The organism is Streptomyces dysideae, assembly GCF_001514305.1.
Lineage (GTDB): Bacteria > Actinomycetota > Actinomycetes > Streptomycetales > Streptomycetaceae > Streptomyces > Streptomyces dysideae.
Map to the genome: position 1 here is coordinate 11,506 of NZ_KQ949118.1, position 20,435 is coordinate 31,940.

7 protein-coding genes and 1 tRNA gene are annotated in these 20,435 nt (G+C 69.8%); all 8 read right to left on the reverse strand.

Going from position 1 to position 20,435, the window contains the following annotated elements:
• Nucleotides 1-5,402: SpvB/TcaC N-terminal domain-containing protein (locus AQJ91_RS41770; RefSeq protein ID WP_067033262.1), on the reverse strand; the 5,402-nt coding region annotated here is incomplete at its 3' end.
• A gap of 115 nt (nt 5,403-5,517) precedes the next feature.
• A complete protein-coding gene (locus tag AQJ91_RS41775; protein ID WP_067033365.1) occupies nt 5,518-9,096 on the reverse strand; it encodes a laminin G domain-containing protein in 3,579 nt (1,192 codons plus the stop codon).
• A 1,248-nt stretch (nt 9,097-10,344) separates the two neighbouring features.
• A tRNA-Thr gene (locus AQJ91_RS41780) sits at nt 10,345-10,421 on the reverse strand.
• A gap of 118 nt (nt 10,422-10,539) precedes the next feature.
• The gene (locus AQJ91_RS41785) at nt 10,540-12,144 is read right to left on the reverse strand and encodes an alpha/beta hydrolase (RefSeq protein WP_067033368.1); all 1,605 of its coding nucleotides are present in this window, start codon (nt 12,142-12,144) and stop codon (nt 10,540-10,542) included.
• A 128-nt stretch (nt 12,145-12,272) separates the two neighbouring features.
• Nucleotides 12,273-13,478 carry a DNA polymerase III subunit delta' gene (locus AQJ91_RS41790; RefSeq protein WP_067033264.1) on the reverse strand — a complete coding sequence of 402 codons (1,206 nt, stop codon included), beginning with the start codon at nt 13,476-13,478 and terminating at the stop codon, nt 12,273-12,275.
• A 99-nt stretch (nt 13,479-13,577) separates the two neighbouring features.
• Nucleotides 13,578-16,871, reverse strand: coding sequence for a dTMP kinase (tmk, locus tag AQJ91_RS41795; protein ID WP_067033266.1), 3,294 nt, complete (start codon nt 16,869-16,871; stop codon nt 13,578-13,580).
• Nucleotides 16,872-17,038: 167 nt separating this feature from the next.
• On the reverse strand, nt 17,039-19,858 hold the full coding sequence (gene topA, locus AQJ91_RS41800; RefSeq protein WP_067033268.1) for a type I DNA topoisomerase: 2,820 nt from the start codon (nt 19,856-19,858) through the stop codon (nt 17,039-17,041).
• Between the two features lie 246 nt (nt 19,859-20,104).
• Nucleotides 20,105-20,302 carry a hypothetical protein gene (locus tag AQJ91_RS41805; protein ID WP_067033270.1) on the reverse strand — a complete coding sequence of 66 codons (198 nt, stop codon included), beginning with the start codon at nt 20,300-20,302 and terminating at the stop codon, nt 20,105-20,107.
• Nucleotides 20,303-20,435 lie beyond the last annotated feature (133 nt).

The following is a 20,435-nucleotide window of genomic DNA, read 5'->3' on the forward strand; positions in this document are numbered from 1 at the left end:
ATGGACTTGCCGAGGAATGCCTTGTCGTCCGTCCAGGTGCCGGTGCCGCCCTGGCGGGACTCGCCGAAGGGGGTGAAGTACCGCTTGGTGACGGCGAGATCGGTGGCGGCGACGGCGAGGGTGGATGTGCCGTGTGCGTCACCGGCGAGGAAGGACAGCTTCTCGGTGCCGGACTCGTTGGTGCGGACGGCGATGGTGGTGCCGGCCGCCGCGTAGTAGCGCTGGCCCCAGATGGAGCCGGTGGCCGCGTTGTAGTGGACCTCGGTGGCCCCGAGGTAGAGGACGCTCTCGCCGTTCGTGTTCCGGCGCACCAGCAGGTTGCCGTCCGCGTCGTAGAGGTACCCGGTCTCGGTCCCGGCCTCGGTGAGCGAGTCGAGTTTGCCCTCGCTGTTCCAGGTCAGGCTCTGGGTGGCGGTGCCGTCGGGGCGGGTGGTGTTGTTGCCGGTGTCGTCGTAGCCGTACTCGTCCGTGGCACTCGCGCAGGCGGTGCCGATAACGGTGGCGAGCAGGGCGTGCGGGCGGTCGGCGTCGTAGCAGTAGGTCTGGGTCGTCGATGTGGTCGCAGTCCGCTCGGTCTGTGTCTGGCGCAGACCGGCGTCGTCGTAGGTGTACGACGTCCAGTAGGGGGAGGCGCCGTCGATGTTGGTGGTGGTGCGGCCCGAGGTGGCGCAGTCGGCGGTCTTCGGGGTCCAGGCCTCGGTCAGCCGGCGGTAACCGTCGTACGCGAAGCACTGGTTGTCGGCCTCGCTGCTGCCGCCCAGCAGGGTCGGGTCGGAGATGGACAGGACGTTGCCGGCGTCGTCGTAGCCGTACTGGAGGTCCTGCAGCATGTAGGCGTGCGCCGTGTCCGTCACATGCGACTCGGTGAGCCGGCCGGTGCCCTCCTCCCAGGTGTTGGTGACGTACGCCTTGGGAGTGTTGGCCGCCGCAGATGCGCCGAGGGTGAGCTGTTCGGTCTGGCCCAGCGCGGAGTAGGAGGCGCCGAGCAGGTAACTCGACGTGCCGGAGACGGTCTTGGGCAGGGCCGAGTCGGTGTAGGTGGTGGAGACGTACTCGTCGTCCAGACCGCCCGCGGCAGGCTCGTAGCTGGAGGCCACGGTGCCGTCGACGTTGTAGTCCGTCTTGAAGGTCAGCGTGGCGGACGGGACCGCGCCCGAGGTGACGAAGGTGTCGTCCGACGGCAGGCTGAACGTCGACTCGGTGACCTGGTAGAGGCTGTCGTAGGAGACGACCGCGTCGGTGTAGGCGTCCCCGCCCGTGCCGCCCACATAGCGGGTCGTGGAGTCCAACTGCCCCTTGGCGAGGGTGTCGTAGGCGTACGCGGTCAGCTTGTTCGCGTCCGTCTTCGACGTCTGCCACACCCCGGCCGTACGACCGATCTTGTCGTACGCGTGGATCAGCTTCTCGCCGCGTTCATCGGTCGTCGTCTCAGTCTGGTCGAGAGACGTGTAGGTAGTGTTCGTGGTGCCGGTGTCGGGGTCGGTCATGGAGGTCTGGCGGCCGAACAGGTCGTAGCCGTACGACCATTGCTCGCCGTCGGGGCCGGTGATCGTGTCGGTCAGGCCGTCGCGGGTGTAGGTGTACTTCGTCGACGTGTAGGTACTGACCGTGGGCGAGACACCCGCGTACTCCCGGCGCTCGGTGGTCCGCCCCTGCGCGTCGGCGATCACCCGTGTCGCCGAACCACCCTCCGCCGCCGTCGTGGCGGTCGAGTCACCGGTGTACGTCGTGGTCGTCGACCACTGCTCCACACCGCCGATCAGGAAGGTGGCCTTCGTCGCCCGTCCGGCGCCGTCGTAGAGGGTCTCCGTCTGACTGGGCGCCTCACCGTACTCCGCCCTGGTGTACGTGCCGTTGGGCTCGCTGGCGGTGTCGTAGATGTCGGCGAACGTCTCGTACGCCAGGCCCCGCGTGTCATAACGGGTGTCGGTCAGCAGCCGACCGTCGGTCGCCGCCGGGGACTGGGTCTGCAACTCCCGCAGCAGCGCGTCGTAGATCGTGTATGTGGTGTCGTACGACGTCCCGTCCGCCTTCAGCGTCGAGGTCGAGGTCCAGGACTGCTCGTCCTTGCTGACGTGGTAGGCGAACGTCTTGTTGGCGCTCTGAGCGCCCTTGGTACGGTTGGGCAGCCATACGGCGGTGAGCCTGCCGAGGGCGTCGTAGGTCAGCTCAGTCTTCTTCAGATTGACGTCGTAGATCTTGATCGGCTGACCGTTGGCCGGGTCCGCGTAGGTGTAAGCCGAGTGCCCGGCCGCGTTGGTGACCTTGGTGCGGGTCAGCGGACCCGCCGCGGTCGGGGTGTAGGTGGTGGTCGTGGTGTTGTCCGCCGCGTCCATGGACGTCAGAACCCGGCCGAGGGTGTCGTACGTCGCCTTCGCCGTGGTCTGCCAGGTGCTGGGGTACCGCTCGCCGCTGGTGGCCGATGCCGGGTAGGCGCTCGCCCGGCCCGTCCAGGACACCTCGCCCTTGGTCGGGGTCTGGGACGCCGACCACGCGGTGGCGGTGGTGTTGTCGTAGACCGTCGCCGTGTCGGAGATCACGTCCCCGCGGGACGTGGACGACGTGGGCAGGGACAGGTCCGTCTCCGCGGCCGAGCACACCCGGCCGACCGTACGGATGCGTGAGACAAAGGAGTTGATGCCGAGCGTGTCGTTGCGGGCGTACCAGGTGCGGGTGCAGGTCTGGTCGTCGCCGACGGCCGTGTCACCGCTGTTCTGGACGGTCGTCGCCATGCCGTAGTCGTCGTACGTCGTCTCGGTGGCCGACGTGCGCCAAGTGGCCGTGCCGGTGAGATAGGTATGGGTTGCGGTCTGTGCGGTGCGGACGAAGTAGGCCTCGATGTCCGCGTAACTCTTGTGCTGGGTGGCCGTCTTGGACTTCCACGGGGTGTTCACCGCGACCGAGACGGGGGTGTATCCGTTGTAGGTGATCTGCTCGCGCAGGAACCCGGAGTACGGGTCGGAGTCGGTGATGTCCGCGACCGTGAGTCCGGTGAGCTCGATGCCTCCCTCGGTCACTGAGCGGGTGCCCGTTTCCGTCTTGTCGCCGTCCATGCCCTGGAGGAAGAGCGATACCGTCTTGGACTGCGTGACATCGGACGCGCCCGTGTACTCGGTGACCTTGCGGTAGCCGCGCCACTGCGACCAGGTCCGCTCGTCGGAGGGGGTCAGCGGGTCGTCGTTGTAGTGCCAGCCGGGCCCGGAGTACTCGTAGGAGTGGTAGACCGCCTCGTTCTGCCCGGTCGGGTCGGCCGTGAACACGGCGGTGACCTTGTACTTGTGGAACCAGTCGATCGACGCCTCCGTAGCGCCGTTGATGTTCCAGTAGAGCGGGTAGCAGGAGAGGCTGTTGTCGTCCTCGGCGGTGGGCATGTTCGTGCCGCGTACGCACTCCGGCTCGGAGAACGTCACGTCCGTGATGCCGCCGGTCTCGGAGGTGATCGTTTCGATGCGGGGGCGGGTGAGCGGGAGGATGTCGTCGGTGGCGTCGACCCGGTTCTCCCGCATCTGGTACGTGAAGGTGACCGGGTCCAGGGCGATGTCGTCACCGTTCTTACCCGTGTGGGTCAGGGACTTGAGGACGAGCGTCTGGTCGGAGGTGTCCCCGATGTCACCGCCGTCGAGGAAGGCCTGGGTCAGCTTCCACGAGTCGACCTCGGTGTAGGCGCTGCTCGACGCCGACCAGGTGAAGGTGTCGATGCCGGTCAGGCGTTTGCGGGTGAAGAAGGACGGGGACGGGTTCTCCTCGCAGTCGGCGTCGGCCGCGCAGATCGCGTCGAACGGCACGTCCGGCCAGTTGTCGGAGGTGACGTCCGTCAGCTCCGAGCAGTCGTCGGCCGTGCAGCGCTCGCTGTAGTCGAAGGTGACCTTCCCCGAGGCGTCCGCGGTGAACAGGCTGTCGGAGCGCTGGCCGTAGAGGATCTTCGTGAGGTAGCCGCCGCGGGTGTACGTGGCGGTCGCGGTCGAAGCCTCGTTCTTGGCGTAGGAGTTGGACTCCTTGGTGTACCAGTACGTCATCGCGTTGCCGTGCAGGTCCTCGACGTAGTCCAGGTTCCAGCGCCAGGCCTGCGTGCAGTACGCCGACGCGAACGTCGAGTCGTAGCAGGGCTCACCGTCGTCGTCACCGAACACCGGGGCCGTCCATACCGAGTTGGTGCGCTCGTCGCCCGCACCGGACAGCTTGTTGAGGCCGAACACGTACTTCGTGCCGTCACCGGTCACCACGGTCCAGTACTCACCGTTGTTGTCACCGTTGTCCGCGTCGGTGGAATGCGTGACCGTGGAGGCGTCGTCGTCCTTCAGCCGCCACTCACTGCTGGTGTCGTCCTTGACCAGCTCGGTCGACTTGCCGTTCAGGACCAGCGACGCGTTGTCGTACTTCCAGCACTGGTCGTACTTCTCGTCGTGCCCGTCGTCCTTGCAGCTCCCGTAGCTGCGGTCGATGTAGGAGGACGTCAGATCGAAGCCCTCACCGACCAGGGTCGCCTGGTTGTTCGTGGACGCCGTCTTGCCGTCCACGCTCCCTGAGTCGTACGACAGCGCCAGGCCGGGCTCAGGGCCGGCGGCGGCCGGCGGCACGCTGATGTCGTAGGACCAGGTGAACGAGCCGGAGGAACCGCCGGCCGACCAGGTCGACGAGGGCGAGAGCGGGGTCGCGGTGTAGTCGCCCGAGCCTGACGCGGAGGCGCCGGAGGCCGCGGTCGCGGCGAGGACGGTGGCGGAGGCGGTGTCGGCCTCGCGCACCAGTTGGGTGGAGACTCCCGTGTCGCCGCCGGTCAGCTCGACGGTGGCCGAGAGTTCCTGGGCCTTGATGTCATTGGCGGAGTCGAGCGGGGTCTGGGTGCGGCACTTCGCCTTCTCCGGCGTCGTCAGCGCACACGTCGGCAACTCGACCAGACGCAGGCGGCCCGACCAGCCACCACCATAGGCGGAGGCGAACTCGCCGTAATCGAGAGAGAGTTGCGCCTTGCCGTCACCGGCGACGGAGAACAGGACACCGGAGACCCCGGCTGCCTCGGTCGCCTTACGGGACAGGACCTCGAGGGTGGCGGAGCCGCTCCCGGCCTTGACCGTCACCGGCAGACCACCCGGCTCGGCCTTGACCGCCTTGCCGCCGGACAGATCCAGCGCGGCCTCGCCCGCCTTCGGCCAGGCCGCCGTCTGCTCGGCACGCGCCCGCTTCGCCTGTGCCTGGTTCTCTGCCTTGCCGTCGGCGACCTTCGCCCGCGCCTTCTTCGCCCCGAGGCCCTTGACCTCGTAGACCTCGCTGACCCGCTCCTTCTGGGTCGCGAGCCGGCCCAGCGGATCCGCGTCCGCCGCGAAAGCCACCGGCGTCAGCAGCGAGGCCACCAACGCCCCGGTGACGCCCAGCAGTCCGGTTCGCCATCTGGATGATGCGCGCATGCCATATCTCACGTCGTAGCCCCGTCGTGTCACGTGAAAGAGATCAAGGAAGTGCCGTGCCGCGGCGGCCGGGCGATGGCGTGGGGGGACCACCGCCCGGCTGCCGCTGTCCGCGCTATTCGCCGAGCAGGGAGCTGATCTGGTCAGTGTCCGAGGCCGCGCCGGTCCACAGCCGGACCTCGCTCACCGCGCCCGGCAGCCAGTGGCCCCAGGCCCCGGCGGTGTAGCCGTTGCCGACCGCGAGGGTCTCCGCGCTGAAGTCCGTCGAGTAGGACACCGTCGTGTACTGCAGGTTGTCGTTGAGGTACAGGGCCGCGGTGCCGTCCTGTCCGTTGTAGACGCCGGTGATCCGCACCTCGCCGCTGTCGGTGGTGGCTTCCTCGCTGACCTGCGAGGTGAAGGTGCCGTCGTCGTTGTAGCGGCCGAAGTGCCAGAAGCCCGTCGCCACTGTCTTCTCGACGATGTCCCCGTCACTGGTCTCTACGGCGACCGTCGACGTTCCGGTCACCTCGAAGAAGACGCCCCAGTTGGATGTCGCGTCCTTGTCGCGTTTGCCGACGACCTGGGCGACGTAGCCCGTGCCCTTCGCGGCGAGTGCCTCCAGGTCGGGAGTGACCACGGTCGTCACGGTGAACGAACCGGTGTCGTCCACGACTCCGTCCGAGGAGGCCGCGTCGTCCGTGCCGTCCAGGACGATCGCCTCACCGTCGGTGGCACCGCCGCCCGAGACCGTCAGGGTCCGCCCGTAGCCGGAGGCGTCCGCCAGTGACGTGGCTCCCGCGGTGGCCGTGGACGCGTCCCAGTGTGCGGTCAGTTCGGCGTACTGGTCACCCGTGGTGGGATTCAGCGCACGGGCCTCCCGGCCGGCCTCGGTGAAGCTCAACGCCCGTTGCCATGCCTTGGCCTCGTCCACGCTGCCGTCCAGGGGGTACTGGTATGCCCCGTCCAGCAGTCCACGCCCGATCTGCAGGTTCCCCGAGGAACTCCAGCCGCCGGCGATCGCCTTCTCGATGTACCACCTGCCGTTGACGATCAGCCGCATCGTCTTGGTGGTGGCGTTGTGGACGAAGGTCAGATGCGTCCACCTGTTCGCGGCCGTGGCCGCGGCCATATAGGAATAGGAGGCGGTGGCGGAAGCGTCGTCCGAACTGACCGTGGCCATGCCCCACCTGCCGGAGGTGGGGTTGTAGAGCACATAGAACGGGCTGTGGAGCGAACCGCTCTGCGAGAGAAGCACGTGCGGCTTGGTGATGTCGTCGAGGCGCACCCATGCCGACACGGTGTAGCTGCCGCTGGTGTCGAGCACCGGCCCGTCGGTGGCCGCATATCCCGAAGAGCCGTCCAGGAGAAGACTGGTGTCCTCCGCCCCGGTGTCCGGGTCCGTGCCCCGGCGCCCGCGCCCGTCGCGCGAGGCACCCGACGCCGACAACGCCAGGGTGTCCTCGTCGGCGTCCACCGTGGTGGCGGAGTCCAGCGCGGACCCGGACGCCTCGTCGAAGTGCCACTCGGCCTGTGGTGCCTCACCGTCGGAGACCTTGAAGTCGATCAGGTTCTGCGCACCCGGACGGCCCAGGCTGTCCTCGGCCCGTGCGTACAGGCGGTACGTGCCTTCCGTGTCAGGGGTCACCGACACGGTCGCCGAGCTGCCGCTGATCGGGGACGACCAGGCCGTGTCCGTGGACAGCTTGTACTGGTAGGCCACGTTCTCGTCACCGGCCGCCGCGGTGAGCGCGAATGACGCCGCGATGCCCGGACCACCGGCCGCCGCACACGCGTTGGCAGTGCATTCCGAGTACGGGGGCGCGATCGCGATCGTCGGCTTCAACGGACGGGTCGGGTCCACCTGGAAGTAACACCAGCCGGTCGTCGAGGCGTTCGAGGAACCGGACAGCCAGCTGTCACCGTCGTTGTAGTACGAACGGGTCCACGCCCGGTACCGGTACAGCACGTCCTCGCTGAGCGTCGACCAGATAATCGTGACCTTCTTGCCATCACCGACATAGCCGTCCCCGTCGGCCGGACGCAGACTGCCGTTGCCTGCCGTGGCGTCCGACCACGTCCCGTCGCCGGCCTTTTTGTCGATGTCGAAGTAGATTTTCAGGCTGGCGTCCGACTCGCCGCCCGACTTGGTCTGCGCGGTCGCCGCCAGTGTCGGATTCGGGTAGGAGGTGATGGCCGGGTCACCGGAGTCCTTCTCGCAGACCGTGCCGTCACCCGTGACGATGCCGATGCCGGTCGGCGTCGCGGGCAGTCCGACGAACTTCACCGCCAGCACGGCGTCGTTCTTGAACCGCTTCCACGAGTTCGGGTCGGACTCGTCCCGTGCGCGCAGCATCAGCGGGAGGCGGGAGAACTTGCCGGCGGCGAAATTCCTCACCGTGGAGGTCAGGTTCTCGTTCGTCTCCTCCGCGTTGTCGTTGAACTCGATCGCCGCGTTCGGCTGCGAGGGGGCACAGGCGCTGCCCCGGCCCGCGGAAACGTACCGGTCGACCATCAGATCCAGCGAGGTCGGGCCCGGCCAGTCGGAGGAGGACGAGATCCCGTTCGTACGGGTCAGGTTCACCCAGGAGGCCGTGCACGACATCGACCACGTCTCGGTCACCCGGAAGGTCGCGTCCAGCACGTGCTTGCCCTTGAGCGAGGCGGGCGAGAACTCGAAGTACAGGCGCTGCTTGTAACCCGAACCGCAGGGGTAGGAGATGCCGCCGGTGGTGTAGGTACCGCAGTACCCCATCCCCTTGCCCTCGTCGTCGCCGCCGTTGGTCCAGGCGTAGTCGGCGTAGCCGTCACTGCGCAACAGCGTGCGCTCGGCCTCGCTCCAGGTGACGGTGGGGTCGATGTAGAGCGGGTAGGTGGCGTCCTCGATGAGGTCTGCGTCGGGAGTGAGGGTCAGCTCGCCGTCGGTGACGTCGATGGGCAGAAGCGCGAGGGCGGAGCCGTCGGAAGGGCCGTCGGCGCCGTCGGCCGTCGAGGCGCCATCGGCGTCCGCGGTCTCCTCCGTCTCCGCAGTCATCAACTGCGTGCTGTGGGAGGCATGTTCGGCCTCACCCGTCGAGTCCCACATCTGAGCCTGCGGCGAGCGGAACACCGACACACCGTCACCGTCCACCGCCTGCATCCCGCCGGCGGCGGTCTCACGGACGTCCAGGCCAGCCGTGTCGAGCGCAAACGACACCTCGGCCAGCTCCTCGCTCGCCGCCGCCTGAGCCGACTTGACGATCAGCACCTCACGGAAACCCTCGACCGACGCCGTCAGCCGCAGGTCCACGCCGGGCAGGACCTCGCTATACAGCGCGGACTCCCCGTCCAGCGTGGGCTCGGGCAGTTCACCGGACCAGCCGAGCGCCAAAGACTTGCCGTCGCGCTCGATCCGCACGAGGTCAGCGCCGTCCCCACCGCCGGAAAAGGACAGGTCGACGGCCGCGGCCTTCGGCCCGACCGACCCGTCCGAACGAGCCTCCAGCGTGGCGTTGGGAGTGGTCCAGCCGTCCGCGCCCTTCACCCGCACCGGGACAGCGGAGTCCTCCAGCGTGAAGGAGATTCCGTCCGGATTGGCGTAGGTGGTCGCGTACTCGGTGCGCAGCTCAGGCACTTCCACCTGCGCGCCGGTCGACGCGGCGGCAGCGAGCGCGTCCTGCGCCGCCTGCGTCGACTCCGAGCTTCCGTCGTTCGCCGAAGCCTCCGCCTCGGACATCGGCTCGGATTTCTCCGCCGACGCCAACGACCGCGCCGCCTCGACCGTCCCGCCGCCCAACAGGTCCCCATCGGCCGCAGAGGCCGCGCCCCCTCCCTGAACAACACCGCACACCAAGGCCGTCGACACGAGCAACACGCTCAGCGCATGCCCCATCCCACGCCGGATCACAAGCCCCGCCCCCCTACCCCGAACTCTCACACAGCTCAGCAGGGGAGGAACATAAGTCCACTCACAACACTTATCAAGATCTTATCTGCCCCAACTGCCCCTCAAGAAACAGAATTTGACCGAAAGATCCCTCAACGCAGATTTCCCCCCGGTGCCGCTATCCAGGAAATTTCGCACCCTCGCAGAGGAGGAAGAGCTGGAGGGGCACGCCCCTGTCCCTCCGACAGAACGGCATACCCACTGAACGCCTGCTGCCGATGACTGGCGTCGTGGGCCAGTCGAGCCCGACCAGGACCGCGTCTGCCTGCTCACCGTGGTGCACCACCGCCTCGAAGGATCCCCCAAGACAGCCGCACGCGTCGCCGGCACCGGATGGATGCGCGTCCTGAGCGGACTCAAGACCCTGCTGGAAACCGGCGAACCCCTGAACACGTAACCCGGGTCCGGTCAATGATGGCTGACCGAGTTCGTGGACCCGTCGCCGGATGCCGGACAAGGTCTCCCCGGCGGACCGACCGGGCCGCTCATCCGGCTCCGCCCACTGCTCCGCCGTCGGGCGGGTAGCCCCCGGGGATGTCGTCGCGGATGGTGCGGCGGACGACGCACCGCGGCCTGGCGAGAAGGTCAGGATCGACTCCTGCCGGTACGGAACGGCGAGGACTCGGGCAGCACATACCGCTCCGCCTCTACGTACCTGCTGCTCATGCCTCCGAGAAGGACTCGTCGCGTACCGCAAAAGACGTGCCCGAACTCCGCGTTGTCGGATAGCCACAAGTTCACAGCTCGGCACGGCTTCCGCCGACAGCTCCGAAACCTTGCCTCGTACACCGCCGCTGCACGGATGGCCACCCCTTGGCCACCCCACGCCTCACCCATACCGACTCGCACATCAGCCGCTCCCCAAGAAACCGCAGTTCAGTGCCGGTGCTTGGCATCGGAGACGCATCACTGACCCCGGACAGTGAAACCTCTGACCTGCGCATTCCATCACAACCTCAAGAAGCCCTCAGCACGCACATTCCAAGGGTCAAGAAAACAAAGAAACCGCAGGTCAGAGGCCTGACCTGCGGCTCACCATGGAGCCGCCTTCGGGATTCGAACCCGAGACCTACGCATTACGAGTGCGTTGCTCTGGCCATCTGAGCTAAGGCGGCGCGCTGTCCGCACTATGGTGCGATCAGCAACGTCGGTAAGTCTACACAGTTTCGGGGAATGCTCCGCACCACCCCGGGGCCGGCCCCGGAACCCATCCCTCCGGGGCCGGCCGTACGGCTATGAGCAGCGCTTCTCCGCCACCGGAGGGGTCCCGCGGAGCAGATACGCGTTGATCGTGGAGTCGATGCAGGTGCTGCCCCGGCCGTAGGCGGTGTGGCCGTCGCCCTCGTAGGTGAGGAGGCGGGCCGAGGAGAGCTGGCGGGAGAGGGCGCGGGCCCAGCGGTACGGGGTCGCGGGGTCTCGGGTGGTGCCGACGACGACGATCGGGGCCGTGCCCTTCGCCTCGATGCGGTGCGGTTCGCCGGTGGGGGCGACCGGCCAGTACGCGCAGTTCAGGGCGGCCCAGGCGAGGCCCTCGCCGAAGACGGGGGACGCCTTCTCGAAGGCGGGGAGGGACCTGCGGACCTCGTCGGGGCCGGCGAAGGCGGCCGGGAGGTCGAGGCAGTTCACGGCGGCATTGGCGAACATCAGGTTCTCGTAGCGACCCTCGGCGTCACGCTCGTAGTAGCTGTCGGCGAGGACGAGGAGGCCCGCGCCGTCGTTGTCCCGCATCGCCGAGGTCAGCGCCTCGCGCAGCTGGATCCAGGCGCCCTCGTCGTACATCGCCGCGATCACACCGATGGTGGCGAGGGACTCGCCGAGCTCGCGGCCGTCGGCGTCGCCGGTGGGGATGGGCTGTGCGTCGAGCTTGTCGAAGAAGGCCTTGAGGTTCTTGCCGACGTCGGCCGCCTGCTTGCCCAGGGGGCAGTCCGGCTGCTGCGCGCAGTCTCGCGCGAATGCCTGGAACGCCGTCTCGAAGCCCGCCGTCTGGTCGAGGTTGATCCGGCGGGCGGGCAGGGAGGGGTCCATCGCGCCGTCCAGGACGAGGCGACCCGCGCGGTCCGGGAACAGGCCTGCGTACGTCGCCCCGAGGAACGTCCCGTACGACGCCCCCACATACGTCAGCTTCTGGTCGCCCAGCACGGCGCGCAGGATGTCCATGTCCCGGGCCGCCTCGACGGTGGAGACGTGACGGAGGACGTCCGGCGCGTCCGCCCCGCAGCCTTCCGCGAACTTCTTGTACGCGTCGACCAGTTCCTCCGTCTCCGTCTCGTCGTCGGGTGTGATGTCCGTCTGCGTGTACGCGTCCATCTCCCGTCCGTCGAGGCATTCGACGGGCTCGCTGCGAGCGACGCCGCGCGGGTCGACGGCGACCATGTCGTAGCGGGCGCGGACCTCGGCGGGGTAGCCGATGCCGGCGTACTGCTGCAGATAGCCGACCGCCGAGCCGCCCGGCCCGCCCGGGTTCACCAGCAGCGACCCGAGCCGTTTTCCCGGCCCGGTGGCCTTCTTCCGGGCGACGGCGAGCCGGATGTCGCCGGCGTCCGGCTCGGCGTAGTCGAGCGGCGCCTTCATCGTGGCGCACTGGAAGCCGGGCACTCCGCAACTGCGCCAGGTCAGCTTCTGACCGTAGTACGGCGACAGCGCGGCCGGCGTGGACTTCGACAGCGGGGCCAGCGCCGCCTCGGCCGCCGGGCTCGCCGAACTGCTCGATCCTCCGGGGGAGCACGCGGAGACGAGCACCGCGACGACGGCGAGAAGGGTGCCGGCGGTACGAGCTCCGCGGGAGCGGGGACCGGGGCGGGAGCCTGGGCTGACTGGGGAGCTGCGCCTGGTGTGCATCAAACGAGCGTAACTCTGTGCAGCCATACAGATGCCCTCCGTGCATAGCGCGGCTCGTACGGGTTACCTGGTCAACCTCCCGTTGATCGTGTGCGGTGCAGGAGCGGGCAGGGCGTCGGTGCGGGCGTTCAGCCGGCTCTGAGGGCCATCGTCATCGCCTCCACCGCGAGCAGCGGCGCCACATTGCGGTCGAGGGCCTCGCGGCAGCCGGCGATGGCCTCGATGCGGCGGAGCGTGGCCTCGGGGGAGCTGTCGCGGGCGAGGCGCTCCAGGGCGTCCTCGGCGTCCGTGTTGGCGAGGGCGATGCGGGAGCCGAGCTGGAGGGCGAGGACGTCGCGGTAGAAGGCGGTGAGGTCGGTCAGGGCGAGGTCGAGGCTGTCGCGCTGGGTACGGGTGCGACGCCGCTTCTGCTTGTCCTCCAGGTCCTTCATCACCCCGGCCGTGCCGCGCGGCATGCGCCCGCCCTGGCTCGCGCCCATCGCCGCCTTCAGCTCCTCGGTCTCCTTGCCGTCCCGCTCCTCGGCGAGCTGCTTGGCGTCCTCGGCGGCCGCGTCGACCAGTTCCTGGGCGGCCTTGAGGCAGCCGCCGATGTCGCCGAGGCGCAGCGGCAGCTTGAGCACGGCGGCGCGGCGCTCACGCGCGGCCGGGTCGGTGGCCAGGCGCCGAGCCCGGTCGACATGCCCCTGCGTGGCGCGGGCCGCTGCGGCGGCGACGGCGGGTTCGATGCCTTCCCGCCGTACGAGCATGTCGGCGACGGCATCGACGGAGGGCGTCGCCAGATTCAGGTGGCGGCAGCGGGAGCGGATCGTCGGCAGGACGTCCTCGATGGACGGCGCGCACAGCAGCCAGACCGTACGGGGGGCGGGCTCCTCCACCGCCTTCAGCACGGCGTTGGCCGACTTCTCGTTCAGCCGCTCGGCGTCCTCGACGAGGATGACCTGCCAGCGGCCGTTGGCCGGCGAGGTGAACGACTTGCGGACGGTGTCCCGCATGTCGTCGGCGAGGATCTGGGTGCCGACGGCGGCGACGGTGCTGACGTCGGCGTGCGTGCCGACGATCGCCGTATGGCACCCGTCACAGAACCCGCAGCCGGGTGCTCCGCCGAGGGCACGATCAGGGCTGACGCACTGCAACGCGGCGGCGAACGCCCGCGCCGCCTGGTTGCGCCCCGCCCCGGGCGGCCCCGTGAACAGCCAGGCATGCGTCATCTTCGACGCCTCGGGCGGCGGCGCGGCGGCGGAAGCGGCGGTGACGAGGGCATCGGCATCCCGGGCGGCGGCAGCGAGCTGCTCGCTCACCTTCTCCTGCCCGACCAGGTCGTCCCACACGGTCATGACTCACGCCGCCCTTCGCTCACATCTCGTGGTGCGGGATCCATTGTGCGGGCCGCCACTGACAACGGGATCCGGGACGAGCGCAGAGAGCGGCCGACCTCAGCGCCGCCGGCCCCGACCCCGGCCCCCCTCATCGCCGTACTCGTCCTCATGCGGCCCGAGCAGCTCATCCGCCAGCGAAGGCAGATCGTCCAGCGGCGTCTCCTCGGCCCAGTCGGACCGCGGCCGCCGCCGGGGCGCCCCCTCGTCGTCGACCTGGGGCATCTCCCGCGTACGGTCCTCGGCGCCGTCCGGCCGCACTGCCTCCTCGTCCCGGAAGAACCCCGACGGAACGCGATCCGAGGGATCCTCCCCACGCACCGGCGGCAGCACGGCGGTCTCATCCGCGGCACCAGGCGCGACCGGCGGCAGCACCGCCGTCTCGTCCGCCGCGCCCGGTACCACCGGCGGCAGCACGGCAGTCTCGTCCGCGGCCCCGGAAGGCGCCGGCGGCTGCGGCAGCTTCGTCGTCACCTCGGCGTCGGACTCCCCGGCAGACCGGCCACCGGAGGACGCACGCTCACCACCGCCACCGGATGCCTGCTCCCTTGCGGAAGCGTCCCGCACCGGCCGCAACACCGTCGTCTCCTCAGCCGAGGCCGAGGCAGAGGCCGATGTAGAGGCCGATGCAGAGACCGACTCACCGGCCCCCTTCCCCAGCGACACCACCGGAGTCGCCACAGTCGCCGCCTCCGCCTCGGCAGACGCAGCTGCTCCCGGCGCCGGGGGACGCGGCCCCGCCTCCGCCGCAGCCGCCGCCTGCTCGGCCAGCCGCCGGGCCTCCTCCGCCCGCAGCAGCGCCTCCTCGGCCTTCCGCTGCTTCTCCAGGCGCCGCGTCTCGGCCTCGGCCCGCAGCCGGGCCTCCTCCTCGGCCTGCTTCCGGCGCCGGTCCTCCTCGACCTTCCTGCGCGCCTCTTCCTCGGCCCGTGCCTTCTCCTCCGCGAGGAGCCGCTGCCGCTCCTCCTCGGCCCTGCGGCGGGCTTCCTCGGCTCGCTGCCGGGCCTCCTCCGCCTGCCGTTCGGCCTCGCGCCGCTGCGCCTCCTCCAGCTCGCGCCGCTTGCGCTCCTCCTCCTCGGCGCGCAGCCGCTCGAGCTGCTCCTGGCGCTCACGCTCCAGTCGCTCTTCCTCGGCCTTGCGGGCGGCCTCTTCCTCGGCCTTGCGCCGGGCCTCCTCCTCGGCCTTCCGGCGCGCCTCCTCCTGGGCCCGGATCTCGGCCTCGGACAGCGGCAGCATCTGGTCGAGCCGATGCCGTACGACGGTGGTGACGCCCTCGGGCTCCTGGCCGCCGTCCACCACCAGATACCGCCCGGGGTCGGCGGCGGCCAGCGTCAGGAAGCCGGAGCGCACGCGCGCGTGGAACTCCGCCGGCTCCGACTCCAGCCGGTCCGGCGCCTCGGTGAACCGCTCCCGGGCGATCTCCGGGGACACGTCGAGCAGCACGGTCAGATGCGGGACCAGCCCGTTCGTCGCCCACCGGTTGATACGGGCGATCTCGGTCGGCGACAGGTCGCGCCCCGCCCCCTGGTACGCCACCGACGAGTCGATGTACCGGTCCGAGATCACCACCGCGCCGCGCTCCAGCGCGGGCCGGACCACCGTGTCCACGTGCTCCGCGCGGTCCGCCGCGTACAGCAGCGCCTCCGCGCGGTGCGAGAGGCCCGCGCTCGACACGTCGAGCAGGATCGACCGCAGCCGCTTGCCGACCGGCGTCGCCCCCGGCTCACGGGTGACGACGACCTCGTGGCCCTTGGCCCGGATCCACTCGGCGAGCGCCTCGGCCTGGGTGGACTTCCCGGCGCCGTCGCCGCCCTCCAGGGCGATGAAGAAACCGGACACGGCGGGCGCCTGCTCCGGGTCGTCGCCGCCGAGCAGCGCGTCCCGCAGATCGTGCCGCAGGGGCACGCCGGAGCGGTCGTCGACCTTGGCCAGCACCAGCGCGGCCACCGGCAGCAGCAGTGCGCCGACCAGCATCAGTGTGAACGCCGCACCGCCGTGTGCGAACACGAACTTGCCGTTCTCCAGCCGGTGCGGCCCGATCAGCGCGGCCACCAGCGGCGCGATCACCGCGCCCAGTGCCACGAACACCCGTACGACGGCGTGCAGATGCTCGGTCGTACGCGCCCGCCGGAACTCCTCGGCCTCTTGGTCGAGCAGCGTGTGCCCGGTGTTCGCGGCGACGCCCGCGCCGATGCCGGCCAGCGCGACGATCAGCAGCACGGTGGTGACGTCCGGGACGAGCCCGGCGGCCAGCAGCGCGACGCCGGTGAAGGCGATCGCCAGCGACAGCAGCCGCCGGCGGGACAACGTCGGCAGCACGGACGACGCCGTACCGATGCCGACCACGACACCGCCGGTCAGCGCGAGCACCAGCAGGCCGTACAGCACCGGGCCGCCGCCCAGGTCCTTGGCATGCAGCACGGCCACGGCGACCGCGGCCGCGACCGCAGCGGCGACGGCCGCGCAGGCGAGCACCAGCAGCGGGATCGCGCCCGTACGGCCCTTGTCGACGCCTGTGCCCGTCTTGGGCCGGCGCAGTCCCTCGAGCGGGGAACGCGCGCGTGGGGTGCGGGTGTCGGGCAGTTCCAGGAAGGTCAGCACGGACAGGGACGCGGCGAACAGGCCGGCCGCGACGTACGACCCGAAGGCCGCCTGGTGCTGGCCGAACCAGTCGATACCGGTGCCCAGCAGGTTGTTGAGCAACGCCGCGGCGACCAGGACAGCGCCCGCGACCGGGATCGCCACGAAGCTCGTACGCAGCGACAGGCGGCGCAGCGCGTCCATGTGGTCCGGCAGCGGCCGTACCGTCGCCCCCTCCGGGGGAGGCCCGGGCAGCAGCGCGGGCGCCGCGCTCTCCCGGCACACCGTCCAGAACCGCTCGGCGACACCGCTCACGAAGACGGTGACCAGCAGGACGGCCAGCGCGTCGTCCGGCGTCCAGTCGATCCACAGGGGCGCCACGATCAGCAGCGCGGCCCGCACACCGTCCGCGCCGACCATGGTCCAGCGCCGGTCGAGCGGCCCCTCCTGGGAGGTGAGCGAGGTCAGCGGGCCCAGCAGGACGGCCCCGAAGAGGAGCGTCGCCAGGATGCGCGCGCCGAAAACGGTCGCCACTGCGAACGCCACGCCCCGGTAGCCACCCCCGAACGAGCCCTCGGCGATGGCCGCCTGGAGGGCCAGCAGGACCAGCACCAGAAGGGCGAGGATGTCACCGACACCGCCCACGAGCTGTGCGCTCCACAGCCTCCTGAGCTGCGGACGGCGCAGCAGAGCGCGCACGGCACGCTCGCGGGAGTCCGCTACGAGGGCGTCGTCGGGGGCCGGGTGGTGGGCCGTTGGCTGCTCGGCACGCGTCATGCTTTCAGCCTATCGGGACGGACTGACAGCCTGACGCGCCCGCCCGTACGTGCGTACGCCCCGACACCAAACTGATGCCGGGGCGTTCGCTTTGCGAACTCCTCGTGGACAAACGCGGTGAGACGCGGTGCTGACCGGTCGGGCCAGTCAGTCAGTCAGTCAGTCAGTCATTCCTCGGATGTCGTCTTCGAAGCCGTCGCCTTCTTCACGGCCGTCTTCTTCGCGGTCGTCTTCTTGGCGGCCGTCGTCGTCTTCTTCGCGGCGGTCTTCTTGGCCGCCGTCTTCTTGGCCGGGGCAGCCTTCTTCGCGGGGGCCTTCTTCGCCGTCTTCTTGGCGGGCCCCTTCGCGCGCTTCTCGGCGAGCAGCTCGAAGCCGCGCTCCGGGGTGATCTCCTCGACGCTGTCGGAGGACCGAAGTGTCGCGTTGGTCTCCCCGTCGGTGACGTACGGCCCGAAGCGGCCGTCCTTGACGACGACCGGCTTTCCACTGACCGGGTCCTCGCCGAGCTCCTTCAGCGGCGGCTTGGCGGCGGCGCGGCCACGCTGCTTGGGCTGGGCGTAGATCGCCAGCGCCTCTTCGAGGGTGATCGTGAAGAGCTGCTCCTCGGACTGCAGCGAACGCGAGTCCGTGCCCTTCTTCAGATACGGCCCGTAGCGCCCGTTCTGCGCGGTGATCTCCTGGCCCTCGGCGTCGGTGCCGACGACGCGCGGCAGCGACATCAGCTTGAGGGCGTCCTCCAGCGTCACCGTGTCGAGCGACATCGACTTGAACAGCGAGGCCGTACGCGGCTTGACGGCGTTCTTGCCGGTCTTCGGGGTGCCCTCGGGGAGCACCTCGGTGACATACGGGCCGTAGCGGCCGTCCCGGGCGATGATCTGGTGGCCGGACGCCGGGTCGGTGCCCAGCTCGAAGTCGCCGCTCGGCTTGGCGAGCAGTTCCTCCGCGTACTCCACGGACAGCTCGTCCGGGGCCAGGTCCTCCGGCACGTCCGCGCGCTGGTGGTTCTCGGAGTCCTTCTCGCCGCGCTCGATGTACGGGCCGTAGCGCCCGACCCGCAGCACGATGCCGCTGCCCACCGGGAACGACGACACCTCGCGCGCGTCGATCGCGCCCAGGTCGGTCACCAGCTCCTTGAGGCCACCGAGGTGGTCCCCGTCGCCGTTGCCCGCCTCGGCTGCACCGGCGGCGTCGCCCTCGCCGAAGTAGAACCGCCTCAGCCACGGCACGGCCTTCGCCTCACCGCGGGCGATGCGGTCGAGGTCGTCCTCCATCTTGGCGGTGAAGTCGTAGTCGACGAGCCGTCCGAAGTGCTTCTCCAGGAGGTTGACCACGGCGAAGGACAGGAAGGACGGCACGAGGGCCGTGCCCTTCTTGAACACATAGCCGCGATCCAGGATCGTGCCGATGATCGACGCGTACGTCGACGGGCGGCCGATCTCGCGCTCTTCGAGCTCCTTGACCAGGCTGGCCTCGGTGTAGCGGGCCGGCGGCTTGGTGGCGTGCCCGTCGACCGTGATCTCCTCGGCGCTGAGGGCGTCGCCCTCGCCGACCTGCGGGAGGCGGCGCTCGCGGTCGTCCAGCTCGGCGTTCGGGTCGTCGGCGCCCTCGACATAGGCCTTCAGGAAGCCGTGGAAGGTGATCGTCTTGCCGGAGGCGCTGAACTCGACGTCCCGGCCGTCGGCCGCGGTGCCGCCGATCTTCACGGTCACGCTGTTGCCGGTCGCGTCCTTCATCTGGGAGGCGACGGTCCGCTTCCAGATCAGCTCGTAGAGCCGGAACTGGTCGCCGGTCAGGCCGGTCTCGGCAGGCGTGCGGAAACGATCACCCGACGGGCGGATCGCCTCGTGCGCCTCCTGCGCGTTCTTGACCTTCCCGGCGTACGTCCGCGGCTGCGGCGGCAGGTAGTCGGCGCCGTACAGGTGCGTGACCTGGGCACGGGCGGCGGCGACCGCCGTGTCAGACAGGGTCGTGGAGTCCGTACGCATGTAGGTGATGAAGCCGTTCTCGTACAGCTTCTGCGCCACCTGCATGGTCGCCTTCGCGCCGAAGCCGAGCTTGCGGCTGGCCTCCTGCTGGAGCGTCGTCGTACGGAACGGGGCGTACGGCGAGCGGCGGTACGGCTTCGACTCGACGGACCGGACGGAGAACCGGGTGCTCTCCAGGGCGGCGGCCAGGGCGCGGGCGTTGGCCTCGTCGAGGTGGAGGGTGTTCGCGCTCTTCAGTTGTCCCAGGGAGTCGAAGTCGCGACCCTGCGCGACCCGCCTGCCGTCGACGGTCTGGAGGCGGGCGACCAGCGACGACGGGTCCGACGGGTCGCCGGCGCGGCCGGTCGCGAAGGTGCCCGTCAGGTCCCAGTACTCAGCGGAACGAAACGCGATGCGCTCGCGTTCCCGCTCCACCACGAGCCGGGTGGCGACGGACTGGACGCGGCCCGCCGACAGGCGCGGCATGACCTTCTTCCACAGGACCGGCGAGACCTCGTAGCCGTAGAGGCGGTCGAGGATGCGGCGGGTCTCCTGGGCGTCGACCAGCTTCTGGTTCAGCTCGCGCGGGTTGGCGACGGCGGCCTGGATCGCGGCCTTGGTGATCTCGTGGAAGACCATCCGCTTGACCGGGACCTTGGGCTTGAGCACCTCCTGGAGGTGCCAGGCGATGGCCTCGCCCTCCCGGTCCTCATCGGTGGCGAGGAAGAGCTCGTCGGAGTCCTTCAGCAGGTCCTTGAGCTTCTTGACCTGCGCCCTCTTGTCGGCGTTGACGACATAGATCGGCTGGAAGTCGTGGTCGACGTCCACGCCGAGGCGGCGCACCTCGCCGGTGTACTTCTCGGGCACCTCCGCAGCGCCGTTGGGGAGGTCGCGGATGTGCCCGACGCTCGCCTCGACAACGTATCCGGGGCCGAGATAGCCCTTGATCGTCTTCGCCTTGGCAGGCGACTCGACGATGACGAGTCGGCGGCCGCCCTTCGCGGTCTCGCTGGTCGGGGACAACTTCGCTCTTCTCTCCGGTCGACGCTGGGGCCTCCCCAGGCCTTGCTCCCGGGGTCGGGTCATGGTTCCGCTGCGGAGTGTGACGGTACATCCCGCCCCCGTGTCAAACGGGAAAAGCCCGCAACGGCCACTCGAACGGTAACCCGACTACCGCCATTCCTGCCGCCCGGAGTGCCGACCAGCCTTTTCGAGCCTTTCCGGAGTACCCCCCTCCTCATTACCCGAATCCCAGCTCCGAAGTGGTGTTCACAGGCGGCTGAAGCACCAGGTTCCGAGGATCAGCGCGATCACCGCGGCCAGGCCCGCGAGGGTCGCGGATGCGACAGGGCTCACACCGTGGGCGACCGGCCGGCGCTGCCGCAGGCTCGTCGCCGTCCACACCAGAAGCCCGCCGCCGAACAGGGCGAACACCGCTCCGGCGAAGATCGCCGGTCCTCTCTCCATTGCTTCCCGTGCCCCTTTTTCTCCCGTCCGCGTGCATCCGGCCCGGGGAGGCTGACACGCGCAGGCGGCGCCCAGGAGAACCCGGGGTGAACGCCGGACCGACGCGGCCACGGCCCCCCTCGCTCCGGCCGTC

What these genes read in the sequence shown, in the direction of transcription:
- AQJ91_RS41775 (WP_067033365.1), bottom strand. Translation starts at nt 9,096, where the DNA reads ATGTCCGAGGCGGAGGCTTCGGCGAACGACGGAAGCTCGGAGTCGACG.
- AQJ91_RS41785 (WP_067033368.1), bottom strand. Translation starts at nt 12,144, where the DNA reads ATGCACACCAGGCGCAGCTCCCCAGTCAGCCCAGGCTCCCGCCCCGGT.
- AQJ91_RS41790 (WP_067033264.1), bottom strand. Translation starts at nt 13,478, where the DNA reads ATGACCGTGTGGGACGACCTGGTCGGGCAGGAGAAGGTGAGCGAGCAG.
- tmk (WP_067033266.1), bottom strand. Translation starts at nt 16,871, where the DNA reads ATGACGCGTGCCGAGCAGCCAACGGCCCACCACCCGGCCCCCGACGAC.
- AQJ91_RS41805 (WP_067033270.1), bottom strand. Translation starts at nt 20,302, where the DNA reads ATGGAGAGAGGACCGGCGATCTTCGCCGGAGCGGTGTTCGCCCTGTTC.